At 56.7% G+C, this 19,140-nt stretch carries 18 protein-coding genes, 2 tRNA genes and 1 rRNA gene; 16 read left to right on the top strand and 5 right to left on the bottom strand.

From position 1 onward, the window contains the following. Positions 1–22: 22 nt before the first annotated feature. From rrf to dkgB, 3 genes are all read left to right on the top strand, one after another. Positions 23–138 (top strand): 5S ribosomal RNA (gene rrf / locus BM007_RS08710). A gap of 56 nt (positions 139–194) precedes the next feature. Further along, positions 195–271: transfer RNA gene (locus BM007_RS08705), tRNA-Asp, on the top strand. A gap of 160 nt (positions 272–431) precedes the next feature. After that, entirely contained in the window at positions 432–1,235 is an 804-nt protein-coding gene (dkgB, locus tag BM007_RS08700) for a 2,5-didehydrogluconate reductase DkgB (RefSeq protein ID WP_090418144.1), read from the top strand. 28 nt (positions 1,236–1,263) lie between these two features. Here the strand turns inward: dkgB and yafC are convergent, their stop codons facing one another. Further along, complete coding sequence (yafC, locus tag BM007_RS08695; RefSeq protein WP_032646938.1) at positions 1,264–2,169, bottom strand: DNA-binding transcriptional regulator YafC; 906 nt, start codon at positions 2,167–2,169, stop codon at positions 1,264–1,266. Positions 2,170–2,273: 104 nt separating this feature from the next. Here yafC and BM007_RS08690 point away from each other — a divergent pair, with 104 nt between their 5' ends. The 3 genes from BM007_RS08690 (at position 2,274) to BM007_RS08680 (ending at position 5,235) form a co-directional block, all read left to right on the top strand. Continuing rightward, positions 2,274–3,449, top strand: a complete 1,176-nt coding sequence (locus BM007_RS08690) for an MFS transporter (protein WP_090418141.1) — start codon at positions 2,274–2,276, stop codon at positions 3,447–3,449. A gap of 136 nt (positions 3,450–3,585) precedes the next feature. Next, positions 3,586–4,386: an endonuclease/exonuclease/phosphatase family protein gene (locus BM007_RS08685; protein WP_024909448.1), complete on the top strand. Its 801-nt coding sequence runs from the start codon at positions 3,586–3,588 to the stop codon at positions 4,384–4,386. A 75-nt stretch (positions 4,387–4,461) separates the two neighbouring features. Further along, complete coding sequence (locus BM007_RS08680) at positions 4,462–5,235, top strand: class I SAM-dependent methyltransferase (protein ID WP_090418139.1); 774 nt, start codon at positions 4,462–4,464, stop codon at positions 5,233–5,235. A gap of 52 nt (positions 5,236–5,287) precedes the next feature. On the opposite strand, the gene mltD is transcribed toward BM007_RS08680, so the two are convergent. After that, on the bottom strand, positions 5,288–6,652 hold the full coding sequence (gene mltD, locus BM007_RS08675) for a murein transglycosylase D (protein ID WP_032645479.1): 1,365 nt from the start codon (positions 6,650–6,652) through the stop codon (positions 5,288–5,290). Between the two features lie 68 nt (positions 6,653–6,720). Beyond that, a complete protein-coding gene (gene gloB, locus BM007_RS08670) occupies positions 6,721–7,479 on the bottom strand; it encodes a hydroxyacylglutathione hydrolase (RefSeq protein ID WP_090418137.1) in 759 nt (252 codons plus the stop codon). Between the two features lie 32 nt (positions 7,480–7,511). Here gloB and BM007_RS08665 point away from each other — a divergent pair, with 32 nt between their 5' ends. Continuing rightward, positions 7,512–8,231, top strand: coding sequence for a class I SAM-dependent methyltransferase (locus BM007_RS08665; protein WP_024909452.1), 720 nt, complete (start codon positions 7,512–7,514; stop codon positions 8,229–8,231). On the opposite strand, the gene rnhA is transcribed toward BM007_RS08665, so the two are convergent. Beyond that, positions 8,228–8,806 (bottom strand): ribonuclease HI, encoded by a 579-nt coding sequence (rnhA, locus tag BM007_RS08660; protein WP_175557791.1) that lies wholly within the window; start codon positions 8,804–8,806, stop codon positions 8,228–8,230. The two genes, BM007_RS08665 and rnhA, sit on opposite strands and share 4 nt — an antisense overlap. Here rnhA and dnaQ point away from each other — a divergent pair. The 9 genes from dnaQ (at position 8,760) to BM007_RS08615 (ending at position 17,854) form a co-directional block, all read left to right on the top strand. Continuing rightward, a complete protein-coding gene (gene dnaQ / locus BM007_RS08655) occupies positions 8,760–9,491 on the top strand; it encodes a DNA polymerase III subunit epsilon (protein ID WP_055726119.1) in 732 nt (243 codons plus the stop codon). The two genes, rnhA and dnaQ, sit on opposite strands and share 47 nt — an antisense overlap. 132 nt (positions 9,492–9,623) lie before the next feature. Then, positions 9,624–9,700, top strand: a tRNA-Asp gene (locus tag BM007_RS08650). Positions 9,701–10,079: 379 nt separating this feature from the next. Then, on the top strand, positions 10,080–10,799 hold the full coding sequence (locus BM007_RS08645) for a FadR/GntR family transcriptional regulator (protein ID WP_045909857.1): 720 nt from the start codon (positions 10,080–10,082) through the stop codon (positions 10,797–10,799). After that, complete coding sequence (locus BM007_RS08640; protein ID WP_061715920.1) at positions 10,796–11,809, top strand: ABC transporter ATP-binding protein; 1,014 nt, start codon at positions 10,796–10,798, stop codon at positions 11,807–11,809. The genes BM007_RS08645 and BM007_RS08640 overlap by 4 nt, the downstream gene beginning before the upstream one ends. Then, positions 11,806–12,888, top strand: coding sequence for an ABC transporter ATP-binding protein (locus tag BM007_RS08635; protein ID WP_061715919.1), 1,083 nt, complete (start codon positions 11,806–11,808; stop codon positions 12,886–12,888). The genes BM007_RS08640 and BM007_RS08635 overlap by 4 nt, the downstream gene beginning before the upstream one ends. Before the next feature lie 2 nt (positions 12,889–12,890). Beyond that, on the top strand, positions 12,891–14,405 hold the full coding sequence (locus BM007_RS08630) for an ABC transporter substrate-binding protein (RefSeq protein ID WP_024909457.1): 1,515 nt from the start codon (positions 12,891–12,893) through the stop codon (positions 14,403–14,405). Positions 14,406–14,423: 18 nt separating this feature from the next. After that, positions 14,424–15,365, top strand: a complete 942-nt coding sequence (locus BM007_RS08625; protein ID WP_015571382.1) for an ABC transporter permease — start codon at positions 14,424–14,426, stop codon at positions 15,363–15,365. A gap of 2 nt (positions 15,366–15,367) precedes the next feature. Further along, positions 15,368–16,243, top strand: coding sequence for an ABC transporter permease (locus tag BM007_RS08620; RefSeq protein WP_048990101.1), 876 nt, complete (start codon positions 15,368–15,370; stop codon positions 16,241–16,243). Between the two features lie 9 nt (positions 16,244–16,252). Further along, entirely contained in the window at positions 16,253–17,854 is a 1,602-nt protein-coding gene (locus BM007_RS08615; RefSeq protein WP_090418135.1) for a gamma-glutamyltransferase family protein, read from the top strand. Positions 17,855–18,328: 474 nt separating this feature from the next. Here BM007_RS08615 and BM007_RS08610 read toward each other — a convergent pair whose 3' ends face one another. Beyond that, positions 18,329–19,099: an amidohydrolase gene (locus BM007_RS08610; RefSeq protein WP_045335360.1), complete on the bottom strand. Its 771-nt coding sequence runs from the start codon at positions 19,097–19,099 to the stop codon at positions 18,329–18,331. Between the last annotated feature and the right edge of the window lie 41 nt (positions 19,100–19,140).

Genomic DNA, 19,140 nt, shown 5'->3' with positions numbered 1-19,140 from the left:
TGATACAGATTAACAGAATTTGCCTGGCGGCTTTAGCGCGGTGGTCCCACCTGACCCCATGCCGAACTCAGAAGTGAAACGCCGTAGCGCCGATGGTAGTGTGGGGTCTCCCCATGTGAGAGTAGGGAACTGCCAGGCATCAAATTAAGTAGTAAGCCGGTGCATTAATCCGGTGGTTACAAGCAGTCTTCGGTGGAGCGGTAGTTCAGTCGGTTAGAATACCTGCCTGTCACGCAGGGGGTCGCGGGTTCGAGTCCCGTCCGTTCCGCCACTTATTAAAAGCCCTGAGCTAACGCTCAGGGCTTTTTTCTTATCTGACGTTTAATTATTGCGAAATTAGCAAAAATCCTCTGCGTTTTGCGATCTTTTTCTCTATAACACCGCCAGCGATAATCGTCCTCAGTTTACGAACATAACGATTGAGGAATATTATGACTCTCCCTGCATTTGGTCTTGGCACTTTCCGCCTGAAAGACGACGTTGTTATCGCATCAGTTAAAACCGCACTCGAACTGGGCTATCGCGCAGTTGATACGGCACAGATCTATGAAAACGAAGCTGCCGTTGGACAAGCTCTCGAAGAGAGCGGTGTACCGCGTAATGAGCTGTTCATTACCACGAAAATCTGGATTGAGAATCTCAGCAAAGACAAGCTTATCCCTAGCCTGAAAGAGAGCCTGAAAAAACTGCGTACTGACTACGTCGATCTGACGCTGATCCACTGGCCATCACCAAACGATGCCGTCTCCGTAGAAGAATTCATGCAGGCGCTGCTGGAAGCGAAAAAGCAGGGCTTAACCCGCGAAATTGGGATCTCCAACTTCACCATTCCGCTGATGGAAAAAGCCATTGCTGCTGTTGGTGCAGAAAATATTGCGACCAACCAGATTGAACTGTCTCCATACCTGCAGAACCGCAAAGTCGTAGACTGGGCAAAACAGCACGGGATCCACATCACCTCATACATGACTCTGGCCTACGGTAAGGCGCTGAAAGATGAAGTGATTACGCGTATCGCTGAGAAACATAGCGCGACTGCCGCGCAGGTGATTCTGGCATGGGCAATGGATGAAGGTTATGCCGTGATCCCATCTTCAACTAAACGTGAAAACCTGGCGAGCAACCTGTTAGCAACGGATCTTCACCTGGATGCTGACGATAAAAAAGCGATCGCAGCCCTGGAGTGCAACGATCGTCTGGTTAGCCCGGAAGGCTTAGCGCCTGACTGGGACTGATATTAACCCCCCTCTGTACTCTAAACCCTCACACAGCTCCTCCGGGAGCTGTTTTTATATGTTCACTCAGGAAGTCAATAAAGGCTCGTATGCGCGTGCTGACCGCTCTGTCACTGTAATAGACCGCACTAAAAGGCATCTCGACCGGCAGACGCTTATCGGCCATTAACTCCACGAGCTCACCGCGCGCAATTTCTTTATCAATCATGTAATCCGATAAACAGGCGATGCCATTCCCGGTAAGGCACAGCTGCTTCAGCGTTTCCCCGCTGTTTGAGGATAATCCGCAGGTAATTTCATGAAGTTGACCATCATGACAGGCGACAGGCCAGGTGTTCAGCGACACCGGCTCCGTAAAGCCAAGGCACAGATGCTGCTTCAGTTCTTCAACCGTCTCCGGTTTACCATGTTCAGCAATATACTCTGGTGATGCGATAATTTTGCGGTAGCTGGCAAACAGAGGGCGGGCACGCAAGCTTGAATCGGTCAGGGTTCCTGCCCGGATAGCCACATCCACTTTACGCTCGATGAGGTTGATAAACGTCTCTGAGGAGACCAGAGAGAGCGTCATCTCCGGATAACGTTCGCGGAAAGGTTTAATCAGCGGCATCAGAAAGTGAAGCACCACCGGCGTGGCCGCATCAATGCGCAGTAACCCACGCGGCGTGCTGCGGGTCTCCATAATCTCCGTCTCCGCTGCAGCCATCTCCTGCAGTACCGACTGCACGCGGCGAAAATAACGCTCTCCTTCTTCCGTCAGGCTCAGTTGACGCGTCGTTCGGTTGAGCAGACTCACCCCAAGCTTCATCTCCAGCTTTTTTACCGAGCGGCTAATGGCTGAGTTAGCCTGTCCCAGCTGTTCGGCCGCGCGGCTAAAGCTGCCGCTTTCGACGACGGCGACAAAGATTGTCAGCTCTTCTGACGTTGCTTTCATTGTTGCACCACCCGCAAAATTCTATTGATATTTTGACCATTTTTGTTATTTAAGCACTGGCGCATACTGCCTGTCATCTTAATCCTGATGATACGGAGTATTTTATGCCACTGGCGCTTCTTGCCCTGACGATCAGTGCCTTTGCAATTGGCACTACCGAATTTGTTATCGTGGGGCTGGTTCCCACCATTGCTAACCAGCTTGCGATCTCGTTGCCTTCCGCCGGGCTGCTGGTGTCCATCTATGCCCTGGGCGTCGCCGTCGGTGCACCCGTGCTGACGGCCCTGACCGGACGTTTTCCGCGTAAGCAGCTGTTAGTCGCGCTGATGGTGCTGTTCACCGCTGGCAACGTGTTGGCCTGGCAGGCACCGGACTACACAACGCTGGTCATCGCTCGTCTGTTGACCGGCCTTGCACACGGGGTGTTCTTCTCGATTGGTTCTACTATTGCAACCAGCCTGGTACCCAAGGAGAAAGCGGCGTCTGCCATTGCGATCATGTTCGGTGGGCTGACCGTCGCTCTTGTTACGGGCGTACCGCTGGGCACGTTTATCGGACAGCACTTCGGCTGGCGTGAAACGTTCCTGGCTGTCTCCTTACTGGGCGTCATTGCCCTGGTGACCAGCCTGCTGCTGGTACCGTCGAATATTCCTGGCCGGGCCAGCGCCAGTCTGCGCGATCAGCTGAAGGTGCTCACGCATCCGCGTTTGCTGATCATCTACGCGGTCACGGCACTGGGCTATGGCGGCGTATTCACCGCCTTCACCTTCCTTGCACCGATGATGCAGGACCTGGCAGGCTTCTCCCCCAATGCCGTGAGCTGGATTTTGCTGGGATACGGTATTTCCGTTGCGATTGGCAATATTTGGGGCGGCAAGCTTGCGGATAAGCATGGTGCGGTACCGGCGCTGAAATTCATCTTCGCCGCCCTGGTTGTCCTGCTGATGATTTTCCAGTTCACGGCTTCGCTACACTACGCCGCGCTGGTCACGGTGCTGGTCATGGGGATCTTTGCCTTTGGTAATGTGCCCGGGCTTCAGGTTTACGTTGTCCAGAAAGCCGAGCTCTATACGCCCAATGCGGTGGATGTGGCATCGGGTCTGAACATTGCCGCATTTAATATCGGCATCGCGCTGGGCTCTATCATTGGCGGACAAACCGTAGAGCATGTTGGATTAACTCAGACCCCGTGGATTGGCGCGGTGATTGTCCTGGTCGCCTTCCTGTTGATTGGCCTGAGTGGACGTCTTGATAAACCCGCTCGTGTCGCGCTGGGATAAAATCAGTAAGTGCTTGCTTACAAAACTGGAAAGCGGTTTCTCAGAAATTGCGTTGAAAGTATGACCTAAAGTCCCTATAACATTAGAACCAGTCCGTTTTCCGGGCTGGTTCATGTTACAGAGGCTGTTTCCAAAAGTGCGAAAAAATACCTATGCCATGCGTTATGTTGCCGGAATGCCCGCGGAGAGGATCTTGCCTCCGGGGTCATTTGCGAGCATAAGCCAGGCATTACCCGCCGGCACTCCGTTAAGCAGCGATGAAAAAATCCGTGTACTGGTGTGGAATATCTTTAAGCAGCAGCGTGCGGAGTGGTTATCGGTCCTCAAGAATTTTGGCAAAGATGCCCATCTGGTTCTGCTCCAGGAGGCGCAAACCACCCCTGAGCTGGTCCGGTTTGCCACCACGAACTATCTTGCCGCCGACCAGGTGCCTGCATTTGTTCTGCCACAACACCCCTCAGGCGTGATGACGCTTTCAGCAGCACATCCCGTCTATTGCTGTCCTCTGCGCGAACGTGAACCTATTCTGCGTCTGGCAAAATCGGCACTGGTGACGGTTTATCCGCTGCCGGATACCCGTATGTTGATGGTCGTGAACATCCATGCGGTCAATTTCAGCCTGGGCGTGGATGTCTACAGTAAGCAGTTACTTCCCATTGGCGATCAGATTGCGCATCACAGCGGACCCATTATTATGGCAGGCGATTTCAATGCCTGGAGCCGTCCACGCATGAACGCGCTGTATCGCTTTGCGCGCGAAATGTCGCTGCGTGAAGTTCGTTTTAGCGATGACCAGCGCAAAAAAGCCTTTGGTCGTCCTCTCGACTTTGTCTTCTATCGTGGTTTGAGCGTGCATGACGCCTCTGTTCTGGTGACGCGCGCCTCGGATCATAACCCTCTACTAGTTGAATTCAGTCCCGGCAAACCTGATAAATAATGGTGTGTCAGGTCTGCCGTGGGGCAGGCCTGCGCGGGTGCTGCCCTTTATTTTCCACTCACAAAGGACAGTACGATGACAACAACACACTCCCATCATGACAACGTAGAAAAACAGTTTGGTTCTCAGGCAAGTGCCTATCTGAGCAGCGCCGTGCATGCTTCTGGCCGCGATCTGGTGCGTCTCGGTGAACGTTTGGCGGCATTCCCGCAGGCCCACGTGCTGGATTTAGGCTGCGGGGCAGGGCATGCCAGCTTTATGGCTGCACAGCATGTCGCGCACGTTACCGCGTATGACTTATCCAGCCAGATGCTGGACGTCGTTGCTGAGGCGGCGAAAGCGAAGGAGCTGGACAACATTGATACGCGCCAGGGCTATGCCGAATCCTTACCTTTTGATGATGCGTCGTTTGAGGTGGTGATCAGCCGTTACTCCGCGCACCACTGGCATGATGTTGGCCAGGCATTACGCGAAGTCAGACGTGTTCTGAAGCCGGGCGGCATCTTCATTATTATGGATGTGATGTCTCCTGGACATCCGGTGCGCAATATCTGGCTGCAAACGGTGGAAGCGCTGCGTGACACCTCGCATGTGCAAAACTACGCCAGCGGTGAGTGGTTGTCATTTATCACTGAAGCGGGGCTGATCGCGCGTGCGTTGATTACAGACCGCTTACCGCTTGAGTTCAGCTCGTGGATCGCGCGTATGCGCACCCCGGAAGCATTAAGCCAGGCAATCAGGCTGTATCAGGAGAGTGCGTCCGCAGAGGTAAAGGCATACTTTGAACTGCAGGACGATGGCTCGTTTACCAGCGATACCATCATGGCTGAAGCGCAAAAAGCGGGATAAACAAAAAAGGCACCGAGGGGAATCGGTGCCTTTTTATCTTTCGATCGTGCTATCAGGAGTCTGGCGTCGCGCTGTTCTTCACAAACAGCGTCAGCTGGTCGCCAGGTTTCAGATTGTCAGTATCATTGTTCCAGCGCATCACATCCTTGATGTTCACGCCGTGTCGTTTTGCGATACTGGACAGTGAATCGCCCTTGCGCACGCGATAGGTAATGCTATCGCTGTTGCTGGCGAGACGCTGTGCGCTGCTACCTGCACCTACCGTCAGAGTCTGACCCACTTTCAGGCCTGAACTGCGCAGGTTATTCCACTGCTGCAGATCTTTCGCATTCACGCCAAGACGTGACGCAATGCCCGAAAGCGTATCACCTGAACGAACCTTATAACTGCGGCTGTTAACTGATGAGACATCCGCGATCAGCGTTGACTGAACGGCGGCGATTTCACCCGAAGCTAAAGACTCACGTAACTGCTCAGCATGTTTCTGCGGAACCATTACATACTGCGGGCCACTTGCCCCCAGGGTTGAGCCTTTAACGCCAGCATTAAAGGTTTTCAATTTACTTACCGACATACCCGTCATATCAGCAACCTGTTGAATATCAACCGGATTGCTGAGGCGAACACGCGCCAGTGCACGACTTTCGTCTGGTGTTGGCAGTTGTACACCGTAACGCTTGCTGTTCTTGAGAATATCGCTCAATGCCAGCATTTTCGGTACGTAAATCTTTGTTTCCTGTGGCAGTGAGAGCGACCAAAAATCGGTGGATTTACCCCGTGCTTTATTCGCTTTCATTGCCTTCAGTACACGACCTTCGCCGCTATTGTACGCTGCGACCGTTAACAGCCAGTCACCGTCAAACATCTTGTTCAGACGTTGCATCATGTCGAGAGCGGCTGTCGTTGAAGCGACAACATCGCGACGCGCATCATAGTTGCGGGTCTGTTTCAGACCATAGTTTCGCCCGGTGCTCGGAATGATCTGCCAAATGCCTGCGGCATTGGCGCCAGACGTCGCGTGTGGGTCAAAAGCGCTCTCCACTATGGGTAGGAGTACCAGCTCCATAGGCATGTTACGTTTCTTAACTTGCCCGGCTATCCAGTACATATACGGCTCTGCCCGTAACGTTACATCGTGGAGATAGCTCTTATTACTTAAATACTTCTGTTTCTGTTCGCGAATCCGGGTATTTTCCGGAATTCCCATCTTTAGCTCGTCGCCAATAGAGGTCCACAAGTCTTGATCCTGCGCGAAAGATGTTCCATCGTCCATCCAGCGCGCCGAACTTGCAAACTTCCCTGCTTCCCCTTGACCAGCTGCAGAAAGGCTCTGTGCGTGCTGTTGTACGTTGCTGCCGTTCTGCGACTGGCAACCTACAAGCAGGACAGAGGCGAGTAATATCGCTTTTGCCTTCATGTGTGTGTCAATAGTTGCTTAAAAGACGAGCGATAATAACGGCGAAATTTTGAAAAGGCAACCCGCAATTATCTGAAGTTATCTTTCTTTGACCTTAACCATGCAAATCGCTGTTCTGGTTGTTGCAAATTTGTTTCTTGGTTAATTTTATTAATTAAATCAAGATCATCTGTTCGTAAAAATAAATTAATTTGGCGCTCATTTTTCAGAATTACGGGTAGTGTTTTTTGGTCTTTTGCACGTAACTCCTTCACTTTGTGATAATAATCCTGAATCGCCCGATCCTCGGGTAAGAGGCTCACGGCAAACTTCATATTTCCTAATGTATACTCATGGGCGCAACAAATAATGGTGTCATCGGGTAACGCATTAATCTTCTGTAAAGACTGGTGCATTTGAGCTGGCGTGCCTTCAAACAGTCTTCCGCAGCCTCCGGAGAACAACGTGTCGCCGCAAAAAAGATAAGGTTTACTGTAGAAACACAGATGTCCCAAAGTGTGACCTGGTGTAGCAAATACGGAAAACTCCCACTCGCGTATGAGGATAGTTTCGCCTTCTTCGACTACTTGCGTGACGCCCTTATCTTGTGCCTCCGCCGGTCCGTAAACCACCAGATGCGGAAAATGAGCGCGCAGTTCAGGCACGCCGCCAGTATGATCGTGATGGTGATGCGTCAACAGAATGGCTTCCGGCTGCCAGCCGTTCTCTTTTATTGCGCGCAGAACGGGGGAGGATTCTCCGGGATCGACAATGACGCATCGGCGATCGTCGTCAACCAAAACCCAGATGTAATTGTCCTCAAAGGCTGGAATACTGATAAGATTCATACATTACCTCTTATAGCGTGGCGGGTGTTTTGATGAAACCGGCAAGGATACCTCAGACTGTCGCAGCACCGGAACGTTGGGCGGAATTGCCCTGGGGTGAATACTATCGCGAAGCGTTAGAACAACAGCTGAAGCCCTGGCTTGCGAAGATGTATGGCTTTCACCTGCTTAAGATTGGCAATCTCAGCGCGGAAATCAATACCGAAAGCTGCGCTATCTCGCATCAGGTCAACGTCTCTCTCGGCGGAGCGCCGGTTCAGGTGAAGGCAGACCCGTTGCATCTGCCGTTTGCAGAGAAATCCGTTGATGCCTGTTTGCTCGCCCACACGCTGCCCTGGTGCAGCGATCCGCATCGTCTGCTTCGCGAAGCCGATCGCGTGCTGATTGATGACGGCTGGCTGGTACTGAGCGGGTTTAATCCGCTAAGCCTGATGGGCCTGCGTAAGCTGGTACCGGTACTACGCCGGGCCCCACCTTACAACAGCCGGATGTTCACCATGATGCGCCAGCTCGACTGGCTTTCGTTGCTGAACTTTGAAGTGCTCTGCTACGGTGGTTTTCAGGTGCTGCCCTGGGCGCGGCAGGGGGGCGTTGTACTGAGTACCCACCTCCCCGCGTTGGGCTGTTTGCAGTTTATCGTCGCGCGTAAGCGAACCATTCCCCTTACGCTTAACCCCATGAAGCAGAGCAAGTCGAAAACGCCAATCCGCCAGACCGTCGGTGCCACGCGGCAGTACAAAAAAACCGATTAAACGTCGGGCTGATAGCCCGCATCTTCATGAGCGGGATTGGATGCCGCAGCACGCGCCAGTTCGTCGCAGCGTTCGTTTTCCGGGTGGCCTGCGTGGCCTTTAACCCACTCCCACTTAATCTGGTGCTGGCCCAGCGCAGCATCAAGACGTTTCCAGAGATCGACGTTCTTGACCGGTTTCTTATCGGCGGTTTTCCAGCCGCGTTTTTTCCAGTTGTGGATCCACTGGGTAATCCCCTGGCGCACGTACTGACTGTCGGTGCTTAACACCACGTCACAATGTTCTTTTAACGCCTCCAGCGCCACGATAGCCGCCATCAACTCCATCCGGTTGTTGGTGGTCAGAAAATAGCCTTCGCTAAAAGTTTTTTCGTGCTGGCGATAGCGCATAATCGCGCCGTAACCGCCGGGTCCTGGGTTACCGAGACAAGATCCATCGGTGAAAATTTCTACCTGTTTACGCATCTCTGGTAGACTTCCTGTATTCGAAACGTTCAGTAAAACGATAAGTCTGACATAAATGACCGCTATGAGCACTGCAATTACTCGCCAGATTGTCCTCGATACCGAAACCACCGGTATGAACCAGATCGGCGCGCACTACGAAGGGCATAAGATCATCGAGATCGGCGCCGTTGAAGTGGTGAACCGTCGTCTTACGGGGAACAACTTCCACGTCTACCTCAAACCCGATCGGCTGGTGGATCCGGAAGCGTTCGGCGTTCACGGGATTGCCGATGAGTTCTTGCTGGATAAGCCGACGTTTGCGGATGTCGCTGACGAGTTCCTGGAATATATCAAGGGTGCCGAGCTTGTCATCCATAACGCCTCGTTCGATATCGGCTTTATGGATTATGAATTCAGCAAGCTTAATCGTGATATCCCGAAGACGAACACCTTCTGTAAGGTGACGGACAGCCTGGCGCTGGCAAGGAAGATGTTTCCCGGCAAGCGTAACAGCCTGGATGCGCTCTGCTCGCGCTACGAGATAGACAATACCAAACGAACGCTCCACGGGGCGTTGCTCGATGCCCAGATCCTGGCGGATGTCTATCTGACGATGACCGGCGGGCAGACCTCAATGAAGTTCAGTATGGAAAATGAATCCCAGCAGACGCAAGGCGAAGCGGGCATTCAGCGTGTTGTCCGTCAGGCAAGCCGGTTGCGGGTTGTTTTAGCCAGTGATGAAGAGCTTCATAACCACGAATCCCGGCTTGATCTGGTCCAGAAGAAGGGCGGTAGCTGTATGTGGCGCGCCTGAAAAAACGCCGGAATGCCTGTAAAATCATCGTTTGGGCGATTTTTGCAGCAAACGATTCAAAACGCGAGAAAAAGCGTTGACGAGATCGGAGGCGCACCGTAATATGCGCCTCGTTCCCCAAACGGGAACAGTGGAGCGGTAGTTCAGTCGGTTAGAATACCTGCCTGTCACGCAGGGGGTCGCGGGTTCGAGTCCCGTCCGTTCCGCCACTATTCAGAAGGCCTGAATCAGAAATGATTCAGGCCTTCGTCGTTTCAGCATTCTGTAATCTCATCCCCTCAACTATCGTTAACAAAAAGTTAATATCTATGGTGCAACTAATTAACAATTGCACAAATATAGTGCGCTATCTGCACTGATATTGTGCATTTAACCACCGAACCTCTCTTCAGACCTCAGTCAGAATGTGTCTTTCTGTAAAAATAATTCACGCAGAATCATTTGGTTATCTCTCGCTTTCCAAAAAATAACCGAACCAATTGCGTATTGGTTTGGTTATTGCTTAATCATTAGCACGATAAGCTTCATTCCATATCAATAACTTATCGTTAATAAAAATAAAATTATGATGAAAGCGAGCGAACCAATATGGAAAAACCGTCACGGTTTCTGGCCAATTCCAGCACCGCGCTTGAGCAGTTGCGCGGGCTAATCAACCAGCATGAGTCAACACCAGGCATTCCGCTGCCCACGGAACGTGAGCTGTCGGACACTCTCGGCGTAGGGCGACGTGAAGTCCGTCGTGCGCTGGACGTGCTGGAAGAAGAAGGGCGTATCTGGCGTAAGCAGGGCAAAGGGACCTTTATCGGCCCGTCAGCACCTGTTGAACCGCTGGCTCTTCAGGGACTGGTGCAGCAAACCAACCTGCTGGAAGTGATGGAAGCTCGTCTTCAGCTTGAACCCGGCCTGGCCCGGCTTGCGGCACTGCGTGCCACCAGGGAAAACCTCGCGCTTATGCAGCGCATGCTGGAACGCATCGATAAGGTCAGCCCGGATGACCGCGATCTCAACGAACTCTGGGATAGCGCCTTTCACCGGGCGATTGCCGAGGCTGCGGGCAACCGTCTGATGCTCGGCCTGTTTGATGCCATTGATGCCGTCAGACGTGAACCGGGCTGGCAGCATCTGCGCGAGCTGGCACGCACCCCCGAACGTGTCGACAGCTATAACGACCACCACCACAAGATCATGGCTGCGATTATCCATCGCCAGCCAAATGAAGCCGCGGCCGCCATGCGCGAACACCTGCTCAGCCTGCAAACCGCCCTGATTCAGGCGATCCACCTCGAGGACGACTTCACGCCATGACGACAATACCCTTTAAGGACGCCACGCCCGTATTGCGAGTGCAAAACCTCAACGTTACGTTTGCTGGCTCGCCGGTTAGCGTGCTTGATGGTATTTCTCTGACCGTCAGGGCGGGCGAAACGCTCGCGCTGGTGGGGGAGTCCGGCTGCGGGAAAAGTATCACCTCACTGGCGCTGATGGGGTTACTGCCCGCCAGCGCACGGATCGTCAGCGGGGAGATGCAGTTCCGCCGCCACGATCTGCGCAAGCTCTCACCGCGGGAATATGCCGATCTGCGCGGCAGCGAGCTGGCGATGATTTTTCAGGAGCCGATGACCTCACTCAATCCGGTGTTTACGCTGGGCGATCAGCTTAGCGAAGCGGTTATACGACACCAGAACGTCTCGCGCGCAGAGGCGATGAAGGTCGCGCTGCAGATCCTCGAGAAGGTACAGATCCCGGCGGCAGAGATGCGCCTGAAAGCGTATCCCCACCAGCTTTCCGGCGGCATGCGCCAGCGCGTGATGATTGCGATGGCGCTGATTAACCATCCCAAACTGCTGATTGCTGACGAGCCCACCACCGCGCTCGACGTCACCATCCAGGCGCAAATCCTTGCCTTGCTCAACGCCTTAAAAGAGGAAACCGGCACGGCAGTGCTGATGATCACCCACGATTTAGGCGTGGTGGCAGAAGTAGCCCAGCAGGTCGCCGTGATGTATGCCGGGCAGGTGGTGGAGCAGGGGAGCGTGGAGGCTATTTTTGCCGATCCGCAGCACCCGTACACCATCGGCCTGATGGGCTCGATCCCCTCGCTGGGCGCACGTAAGGGCCAGCTCTCCACCATTCCCGGCGCGGTCCCGCTCCCGGAATCCATGCCGAAGGGCTGCCGTTTCGCGACGCGCTGCCCGTTTGCGCAGACGCGCTGCCACGCTGAAAAACCGCAGCTCACCACGCTCGGCGCGGGCCATCAGGTCGCCTGCTTCCGCGTGCCGCTCGAACAGCACATTGCCCTGGGAGAAATAGCATGACCACGCCCATTCTTGAAGCCCGTGACCTCAGCAAGCTTTTCCCCGGCCCGAAAAAACTCTTTACTCCGGCACGGTTTGTCACGGCGGTCGATCGCGTTTCGCTTGCTGTGATGCCGGGCGAAACGCTGGCGATCGTCGGCGAGTCCGGTTCCGGAAAATCCACGCTTGGCCGTCTGCTGCTGCGCCTGCTGGCCGCCAGCGAAGGGCGCGTGTTTTACCAGGGGGAAGAGATCACGCATGCCTCGGGGGCGCGCCTCAATCAGCTCCGGCGCGAGCTGCAGATCATCTTTCAGGATCCCTTCGCCTCGCTCAACCCGCGCATGACGGTGGAGCAGATCGTCGGCGAGCCGCTGTGGCTGCATCAGAACATGAAAAAAGCGGATCGCCAGTACCGCGTTGTCGAGTTGCTCAAGACTGTAGGCCTGCCCGCCGCCTGGGCCGGCCGATATCCGCACGAGTTTTCCGGCGGGCAGCGCCAGCGTATCGGCATTGCGCGCGCGCTGGCCTCGGGACCGAAGCTGCTGCTGGGTGATGAGCCGGTATCCGCGCTGGACGTCTCCGTTCAGGCGCAGGTGGTCAACCTGCTGGAAAGCCTGAAGCACCAGCTGGGGCTGACGATGGTGATTGTCGCCCACGGCCTGGCGGTGATCCGCCATATGAGCGACCGCGTGGCGGTCATGTATCTTGGGCAAATCGTCGAGCTTGCCACCGTGGATGAGATTTTTGACGCGCCGCTGCATCCCTATACCCAGGCGCTGATCGCCTCGGCGCCGCAGATGCAGCCGGGCATTGAGCGAGATGCGCCGCTGCTGCAGGGGGATCTGCCCAACCCAGCCAGCCCGCCGTCCGGCTGTCGTTTCCACACCCGCTGCCCGTACGTCACCGACGAATGCCGTCAGGTCGAGCCGATCAATCAGGTGCTCGACGGCGGGCGTCAGGTTGCCTGCCACCGCTGGCAGGAGATCAACCGCGATCGCAGCGTTATCCAGATTGCACCGCCATCCGCCGCTTTTCTGCGCCGCCGCGCGCTGTTTGAACACGCGGCCACTCACTCGTCCCTTCCTTCAAGGAACTCATGATAATGACAATGCGTAATTCTCTTTTGACCGTACTGGGAAGTGTTATGTTGCTTGGCGCGGCGCTGCCCGCCCATTCTGAAAGCGTGCTGCGAATCGGTCTGGGCGCTGACCCGGACATGCTCGACCCGCATCTGGCGCGCACCTACTATGGCCGCTTCGTGTTTGCCTCCCTGTGCGACAGGCTGGTGGACGTGGATGAAAATCTGAAGGTTGTTCCCGGTCTGGCCAAAGACTGGGCGTGGAGTGCGGACGGTAAAACCCTGACGCTCAATCTGCGCGAAGGCGTCACCTTCCACGACGGTGAGAAATTCGATGCTGCCGCGGCAAAATACAACCTCGACCGCGCCCTGACCCTGAAAGGCTCCCTGCGTAAGAGCGAGATCTCCTCCGTTGAATCGGTCGAGGTCACCGGCCCGATGCAGATTGCGCTGCACCTGAAGACCCCCGATGCCGCGCTGCTGATGCAGCTCACCGACCGCGCGGGCGCGATGATGGCCCCCGAGGCGGCGAAAAAGCCTGACTTTGCCGCCCATCCCGTCTGTTCCGGCCCGTATAAATTCGACAGCCGCGTGTCCCAGGACCGTATTGTTCTGACCCGCTTCGACAACTACTGGAATAAAGACGCCTACCACTTCGACAAAATTATCTATCTGCCGATCCCGGATGCCTCCGTGCGTCTCGCGAACCTGCGCGCGGGCGATCTCGACCTGACCGAAGGCATCGCCGCCAGCGATGTGAAAACCGTCGAGGCTGACAGCAAGCTGGCGCTGGCAAAGGTAACGGGCCTGGGCTATCAGGGCATCACCTTTAACATCAACAACGGCAAGGTGCCGGCGAACGATCCGTTTAAGGATGCCCGCGTGCGCGAGGCCTTCTCGCAGGCTATCGACCGCGATGCGCTAAACCAGGTGGTCTTTGAAGGGCTCTACACCCCGGCCAACCAGGCGTTTTCACCGGTCAGCCCGTATCACGTTAACCTGCCGGTCCCGCCGCGTGACGTCGATAAAGCCAAAGCGCTGCTGAAAGCCGCCGGTGTGACCGCGCCGCTGACCGTCAACCTGCTGGTGCCGAACAACCCAACCTCGCAGCAGGTGGGGCAGGTATTGCAGGCGATGGTGGCCGAGGCGGGCTTCACCCTGAACCTGCAGATGACCGAATTCGCCACGCTGCTCGATCGCCAGCAGAGCGGTGACTATCAGCTGAGCTTCTCCGGCTGGTCGGGTCGCCCCGATCCGGACGGCAGCATCTACGGCTTTATCAACAGTAAAGGCACCCTGAACGACGGCCGCTACAGTAATGCGCAGGTGGATGAGTGGCTGACCCAGGCACGCCAGAGCACCGACCAGGCCGCGCGCCAGCCGCTGTACGACAAGGTGGTGAAGCAGCTGCAAACCGACATGCCTATTGCCTACCTCTACTTCGAGCCGCGCATTTTCGGCCTGAACAAAAGCGTGCAGGGCTTTAAGCCTTACCCGGACGGCATCGTGCGTCTGGCGGGTTTGACGCTGGCGAAATAACCGTCCTGAGGAGAGCCCATGCTGGAACTGATTTGCAAACGTCTGCTGCTGGCCGTCCCGACGCTACTGCTGGTGAGCATGATGGTGTTCGGGCTGCAAAAGCTGCTGCCCGGCGACCCGCTGATCGCCATGGCTGGCGAGGAGCGCGATCCGGCGGTCATCGCTCAGCTGCGTGCGGAGCTGAACCTCGATGCGCCGATCCCCGTGCAGTATTTCCACTGGCTGACGCGGGCGCTGCAGGGGGATCTGGGCGTCTCCTTACGCACGCACGAGCCGGTGACGCAGCTGATCGCCAGTAAGCTGCCGGTCACGCTGGAGCTGTCGCTGCTGGCGATGATTATCGCGCTGGTGTTTGGCATCAGCATGGGGATCCTCGCGGCGGTGAACAAAAACAGCTGGGTCGATCACGGGGCGAACTTCGTGGCGATCTCGGGGATCTCGATCCCGCACTTCTGGCTGGGGATCCTGCTGATTCTGGTTTTTTCGGTGAACCTGCAGTGGCTACCCGCCTCCGGCTACGTGCCGTTCAGTGAAGATCCGATCCAGAACCTGCGTACGCTGCTGCTGCCCGCGTCCGTTCTCGGAACGGGCCTCGCGGCAACGCTGATGCGCCATACCCGCGCCTCGATGATTGCCGTGCTAAAGGCGGATTACATCCGCACCGCGCGCGCTAAGGGGCTGCTGCCGAAGGCGGTGATCTTAAAGCACGCGTTTCGCAACGCGCTGGTGCCGGTGATTACCCTCACCACGCTGCTGTTTGGCGAGCTGCTGGGCGGTGCGGTGCTGACCGAACAGGTTTTCACCATTCCGGGCTTTGGCAAGATGATCGTCGACTCGGTGTTTAACCGTGACTACGCGGTGGTGCAGGGCGTGGTGCTGATCGTGGCGATTGGCTTCCTGATGCTCAACCTGCTGGCCGACGTGCTCTACGTCCTTATCAACCCGAAAATGCGAGGTTAACCATGGCGGAACTGACGACGCAAACCGTTACGCCCGCGCTGCCGCGCGCGCAGAACCGGGTACTGAAGAAATTCCTCGGCAATAAAAGCGCGGTGATTGGCGCGGTGGCGGTGGGGTTCTTTGTGCTGGTGGCGCTGCTGGCGCCGTGGATCGCCCCGTTCGACCCGGTGAAAGCCAACTTCCTGGCGGTGCGCAAAGCGCCGTCGGCGATGTACTGGTTCGGCACCGACGAACTGGGGCGCGACATCTTATCCCGCATTATCTGGGGGGCTCGCACCTCGCTGATGGCGGGCTGTATGTCGGTCGTTATTGCGGTGGTTATCGGCGTGCCGCTGGGGCTGGTGGCGGGCTACTTCCAGAAGATGTGGGACGGCGTGATCTCGCGCTTTATCGAGGCGCTGCTGGCCTGTCCGTTCCTAATCATGGCGATCGCGCTGGGGGCATTTTTGGGCCCAAGCCTGACCAACGCGATGATCGCCATTGGCCTCTCCGCGATGCCGATCTTTGCCCGCCTGACGCGCGGCCAGGTGATCGCCATTCGCAACGAAGAGTATATCGACGGCGCGCGGGCAATTGGCCTACCGGATCGCTGGATCATCATTAAATACGTCCTGCCCAACGTGATGTCGCCGATCCTGGTGCAGGCCACGCTGGCGATTGCCTCGGCGATAATCGCTGAAGCCAGCCTGTCGTTTTTGGGGCTGGGGCAGCAGCCGCCCAATCCGTCCTGGGGGTCCATGCTTAACACCGCGAAAGGGTTTCTTGAGCAGGCCCCGTGGATGTCCATTTTCCCCGGCGTGGCGATTTTTCTTGCCGTGCAGGGCTTTAATTTACTCGGCGACGGGCTGCGCGATGCGCTCGATCCGCGCCATGACTAAGGAGTCATGATGACCAAAGCGCTTGATTTTACGTCCGGTTACGATTCACGCCGCCCGCCGATGCTGGGCCATAACGCCGTTGCGACGTCTCAGCCGCTGGCGGCGCAGGCGGGCATGAAGATGCTGCAGCTGGGCGGGAATGCCGTGGATGCGGCCATTGCCACCGCGATGGCGCTGACGGTGGTCGAGCCGACCGGCAACGGGATTGGCAGCGATGCCTTTGCCATCGTCTGGGACGGCGAAAAGCTGCACGGCCTGAACGCGTCCGGTCGTTCGCCTGCGAGCTGGCATGCGGATCTGTTTGCCGGTAAAACCGCGGTGCCGGAAATCGGCTGGGACGCGGTGACCGTGCCGGGGGCGGTATCCGGCTGGGTCGCGCTGGCGGAACGCTTCGGCACGCTGCCGCTGACCACGCTGGCGCAGCCTGCAATTGACTATGCGCGCAACGGTTTCCCGGTCTCGCCGCTGATTGGGCATCTCTGGCAGCGCGGCTATAGCAAGCTGAAAGATCAGCCGGGCTTTAGCGCCTGCTTCGCACCGGAAGGCCGCGCCCCACGCGTGGGGGAGATCTTCCGTAACCCGGCGCAGGCGAACTCGCTGGAGCTGATCGCCCGCACCAACGGCGAAGCCTTTTACCGCGGCGAGCTGGCACAGAAAATCGCTGCTTTTGCCAAAGAACACGGCGCGTACCTGACGGCTGAGGATTTAGCCAACCATCGCGTGGACTGGGTAGAGCTGCTGTCGCGCGACTTCGCGGGCGGTTCGGTGCAGGAGCTGCCGCCTAACGGTCAGGGGATCGCCACGCTGATTGCGCTCGGCATTCTTGAGCAGTGCGGCATTGAGAAGCATCATCCGGATTCCGTGCAGTCTCTGCATCTCTCCATTGAGGCGATGAAGCTGGCGCTGGCGGATCTCGACCGCTACGTGGCGGATGAAGAACACATGGCGTTCGCGGCGAAAGAGCTGCTGAGCGACCATTACCTGAAGTCGCGCGCGGCGCTGATTAACCACGACAACGCATCTGATTTTGTCTACGGTTCCCCGACGCAGAGCGGCACGGTCTACATCAGCACCGCCGACGCCAGCGGGATGATGGTCTCGTTTATTCAGTCCAACTATATGGGCTTTGGGTCAGGCATCGTGGTGCCGGATACCGGGATCAGCCTGCAAAACCGGGGCTGCGGGTTTGTGCTGGATCCGAATCACCCGAACGCGCTGGCGGGCAGCAAGCGCCCGTTCCACACCATCATTCCGGGCTTTGCGATGGACGGCAACGGCCAGCCGCTGATGTCCTTCGGCGTGATGGGCGGCCCGATGCAGGCGCAGGGGCACATGCAGATGGCGCTGCGCATCATGCTGCACGTGCAAAACCCGCAGGCCGCAATCGACGCCCCGCGCTGGCGCGTGGTGAAGGGCAGGGAGGTGATCGTTGAATCGACGTTCGATCGCAACACGATTGCCGCCCTGCGCGCGCGCGGGCATCAGATCGTGGTGGAAGATCCGCTGCAGGATTACAACTTTGGCGGGGCGCAGGTGATCTATCGCCTGCCGGAAGGGCACTACGTGGCCGCGACGGAAAGCCGCAAAGACGGGCAGGCGTTGGTGAGTTAATGTTTTATCCTCCCTCTCCCTTTGGGCTGAGGGATCCCCGGTAATTTTTTAGCCGGAAGCGATAAATATTGTTTCAGGATAATTAATGACTTACAGCGATGCCCTGATCCGGCTGTAAATCGCTGAGGCGTTTCCTGTAGGCCGGGGCGAGGCGCAGGGATGCGCCGAGAGGGCGGGCTTTACATGGACGTTGCCTCCGCCCGTCCCCGACAAGCCGGAAGGAATAAGCCGAGGGCACCGCGAAGCGGCGATTTACCGCCGGGAGCCCGGGTCGCCAGGTGGTGGCGACTGAGCCACCCTGGCACGTTCACAGGTTGTGTCGTTACAGAGTAGCGAGGAACATAAAGTGAACGGAATAACCTCCGCAGTCGTATGTTCCCCCTCACCCCAGCCCTCTCCCTCAAGGGAGAGGGAGTCGTCTTTGCTGGCATTATTTTATGGGGATCCCTCAACCCTTTGGGTGAGGGGAAAATTTCAGCCGATGCTAAACGGATCCGCATCCTGCCACGCCGGAAACTTCTCCCGGTACTCTTTCAGCGCCGTTAACGACAGCTCCGCATCAATGCGCGTCGCCTGGTGCGGCTCGGCGGTGGCGATGATCTCGCCCTGCGGATTCACCACCCGGCTGTCGCCGCGGTAGTGATGTCCGTTGCCGTCCGTCCCCACGCGGTTGCAGCCCACCACGTACGCTTGGTTCTCAATCGCGCGCGCCACCAGCAGCGATTGCCAGTGCAGGGAGCGCGGTGCAGGCCAGTTGGCGACATACAGCGCCAGGTCGTAATCGTTGCGGTTACGCGACCACACCGGGAAACGCAGGTCGTAGCAAACCAGCGGCAGAATACGCCAGCCTCGCCACTCGAACACCACGCGCTCGTTACCGGCTTCATAGTGATGATGCTCATCCGCCATGCGGAACAGGTGGCGTTTATCGTAAAAATGCACTTTTCCTTCCGGCTCCACCAGCAGGAAGCGGTTCACCGGCCCGCGTTCGGTCTGCAGGGCGGCGCTGCCGGCGATCAGCGCATTAGTCTGCTGCGCTTTGGCGTGCATCCAGGCGACCACCTCATCCTGAGGCATTGACTGTTTTGCCGCTTCCATGGCGAAGCCGGTGGTGAACATTTCCGGCAGGACAATCACATCACGCCCGGTAATGTCTTCCAGTTGGCGATCAAAGTGGCGCAGGTTGGCGGGGCCATCCATCCACACTAAAGGTTGTTGCAAAATAGAAATCTTCAGACCAGGCACAATTCAGACTCCTCAAACGACCACTTTTTGACACTGTAGCA

The organism is Enterobacter sp. NFIX59, assembly GCF_900113755.1.
Classification (GTDB): Bacteria; Pseudomonadota; Gammaproteobacteria; order Enterobacterales; family Enterobacteriaceae; genus Enterobacter; species Enterobacter pseudoroggenkampii.
Note: the sequence above shows the minus strand (reverse complement) of the source record. Positions and strands in the feature narration are given on the sequence as shown.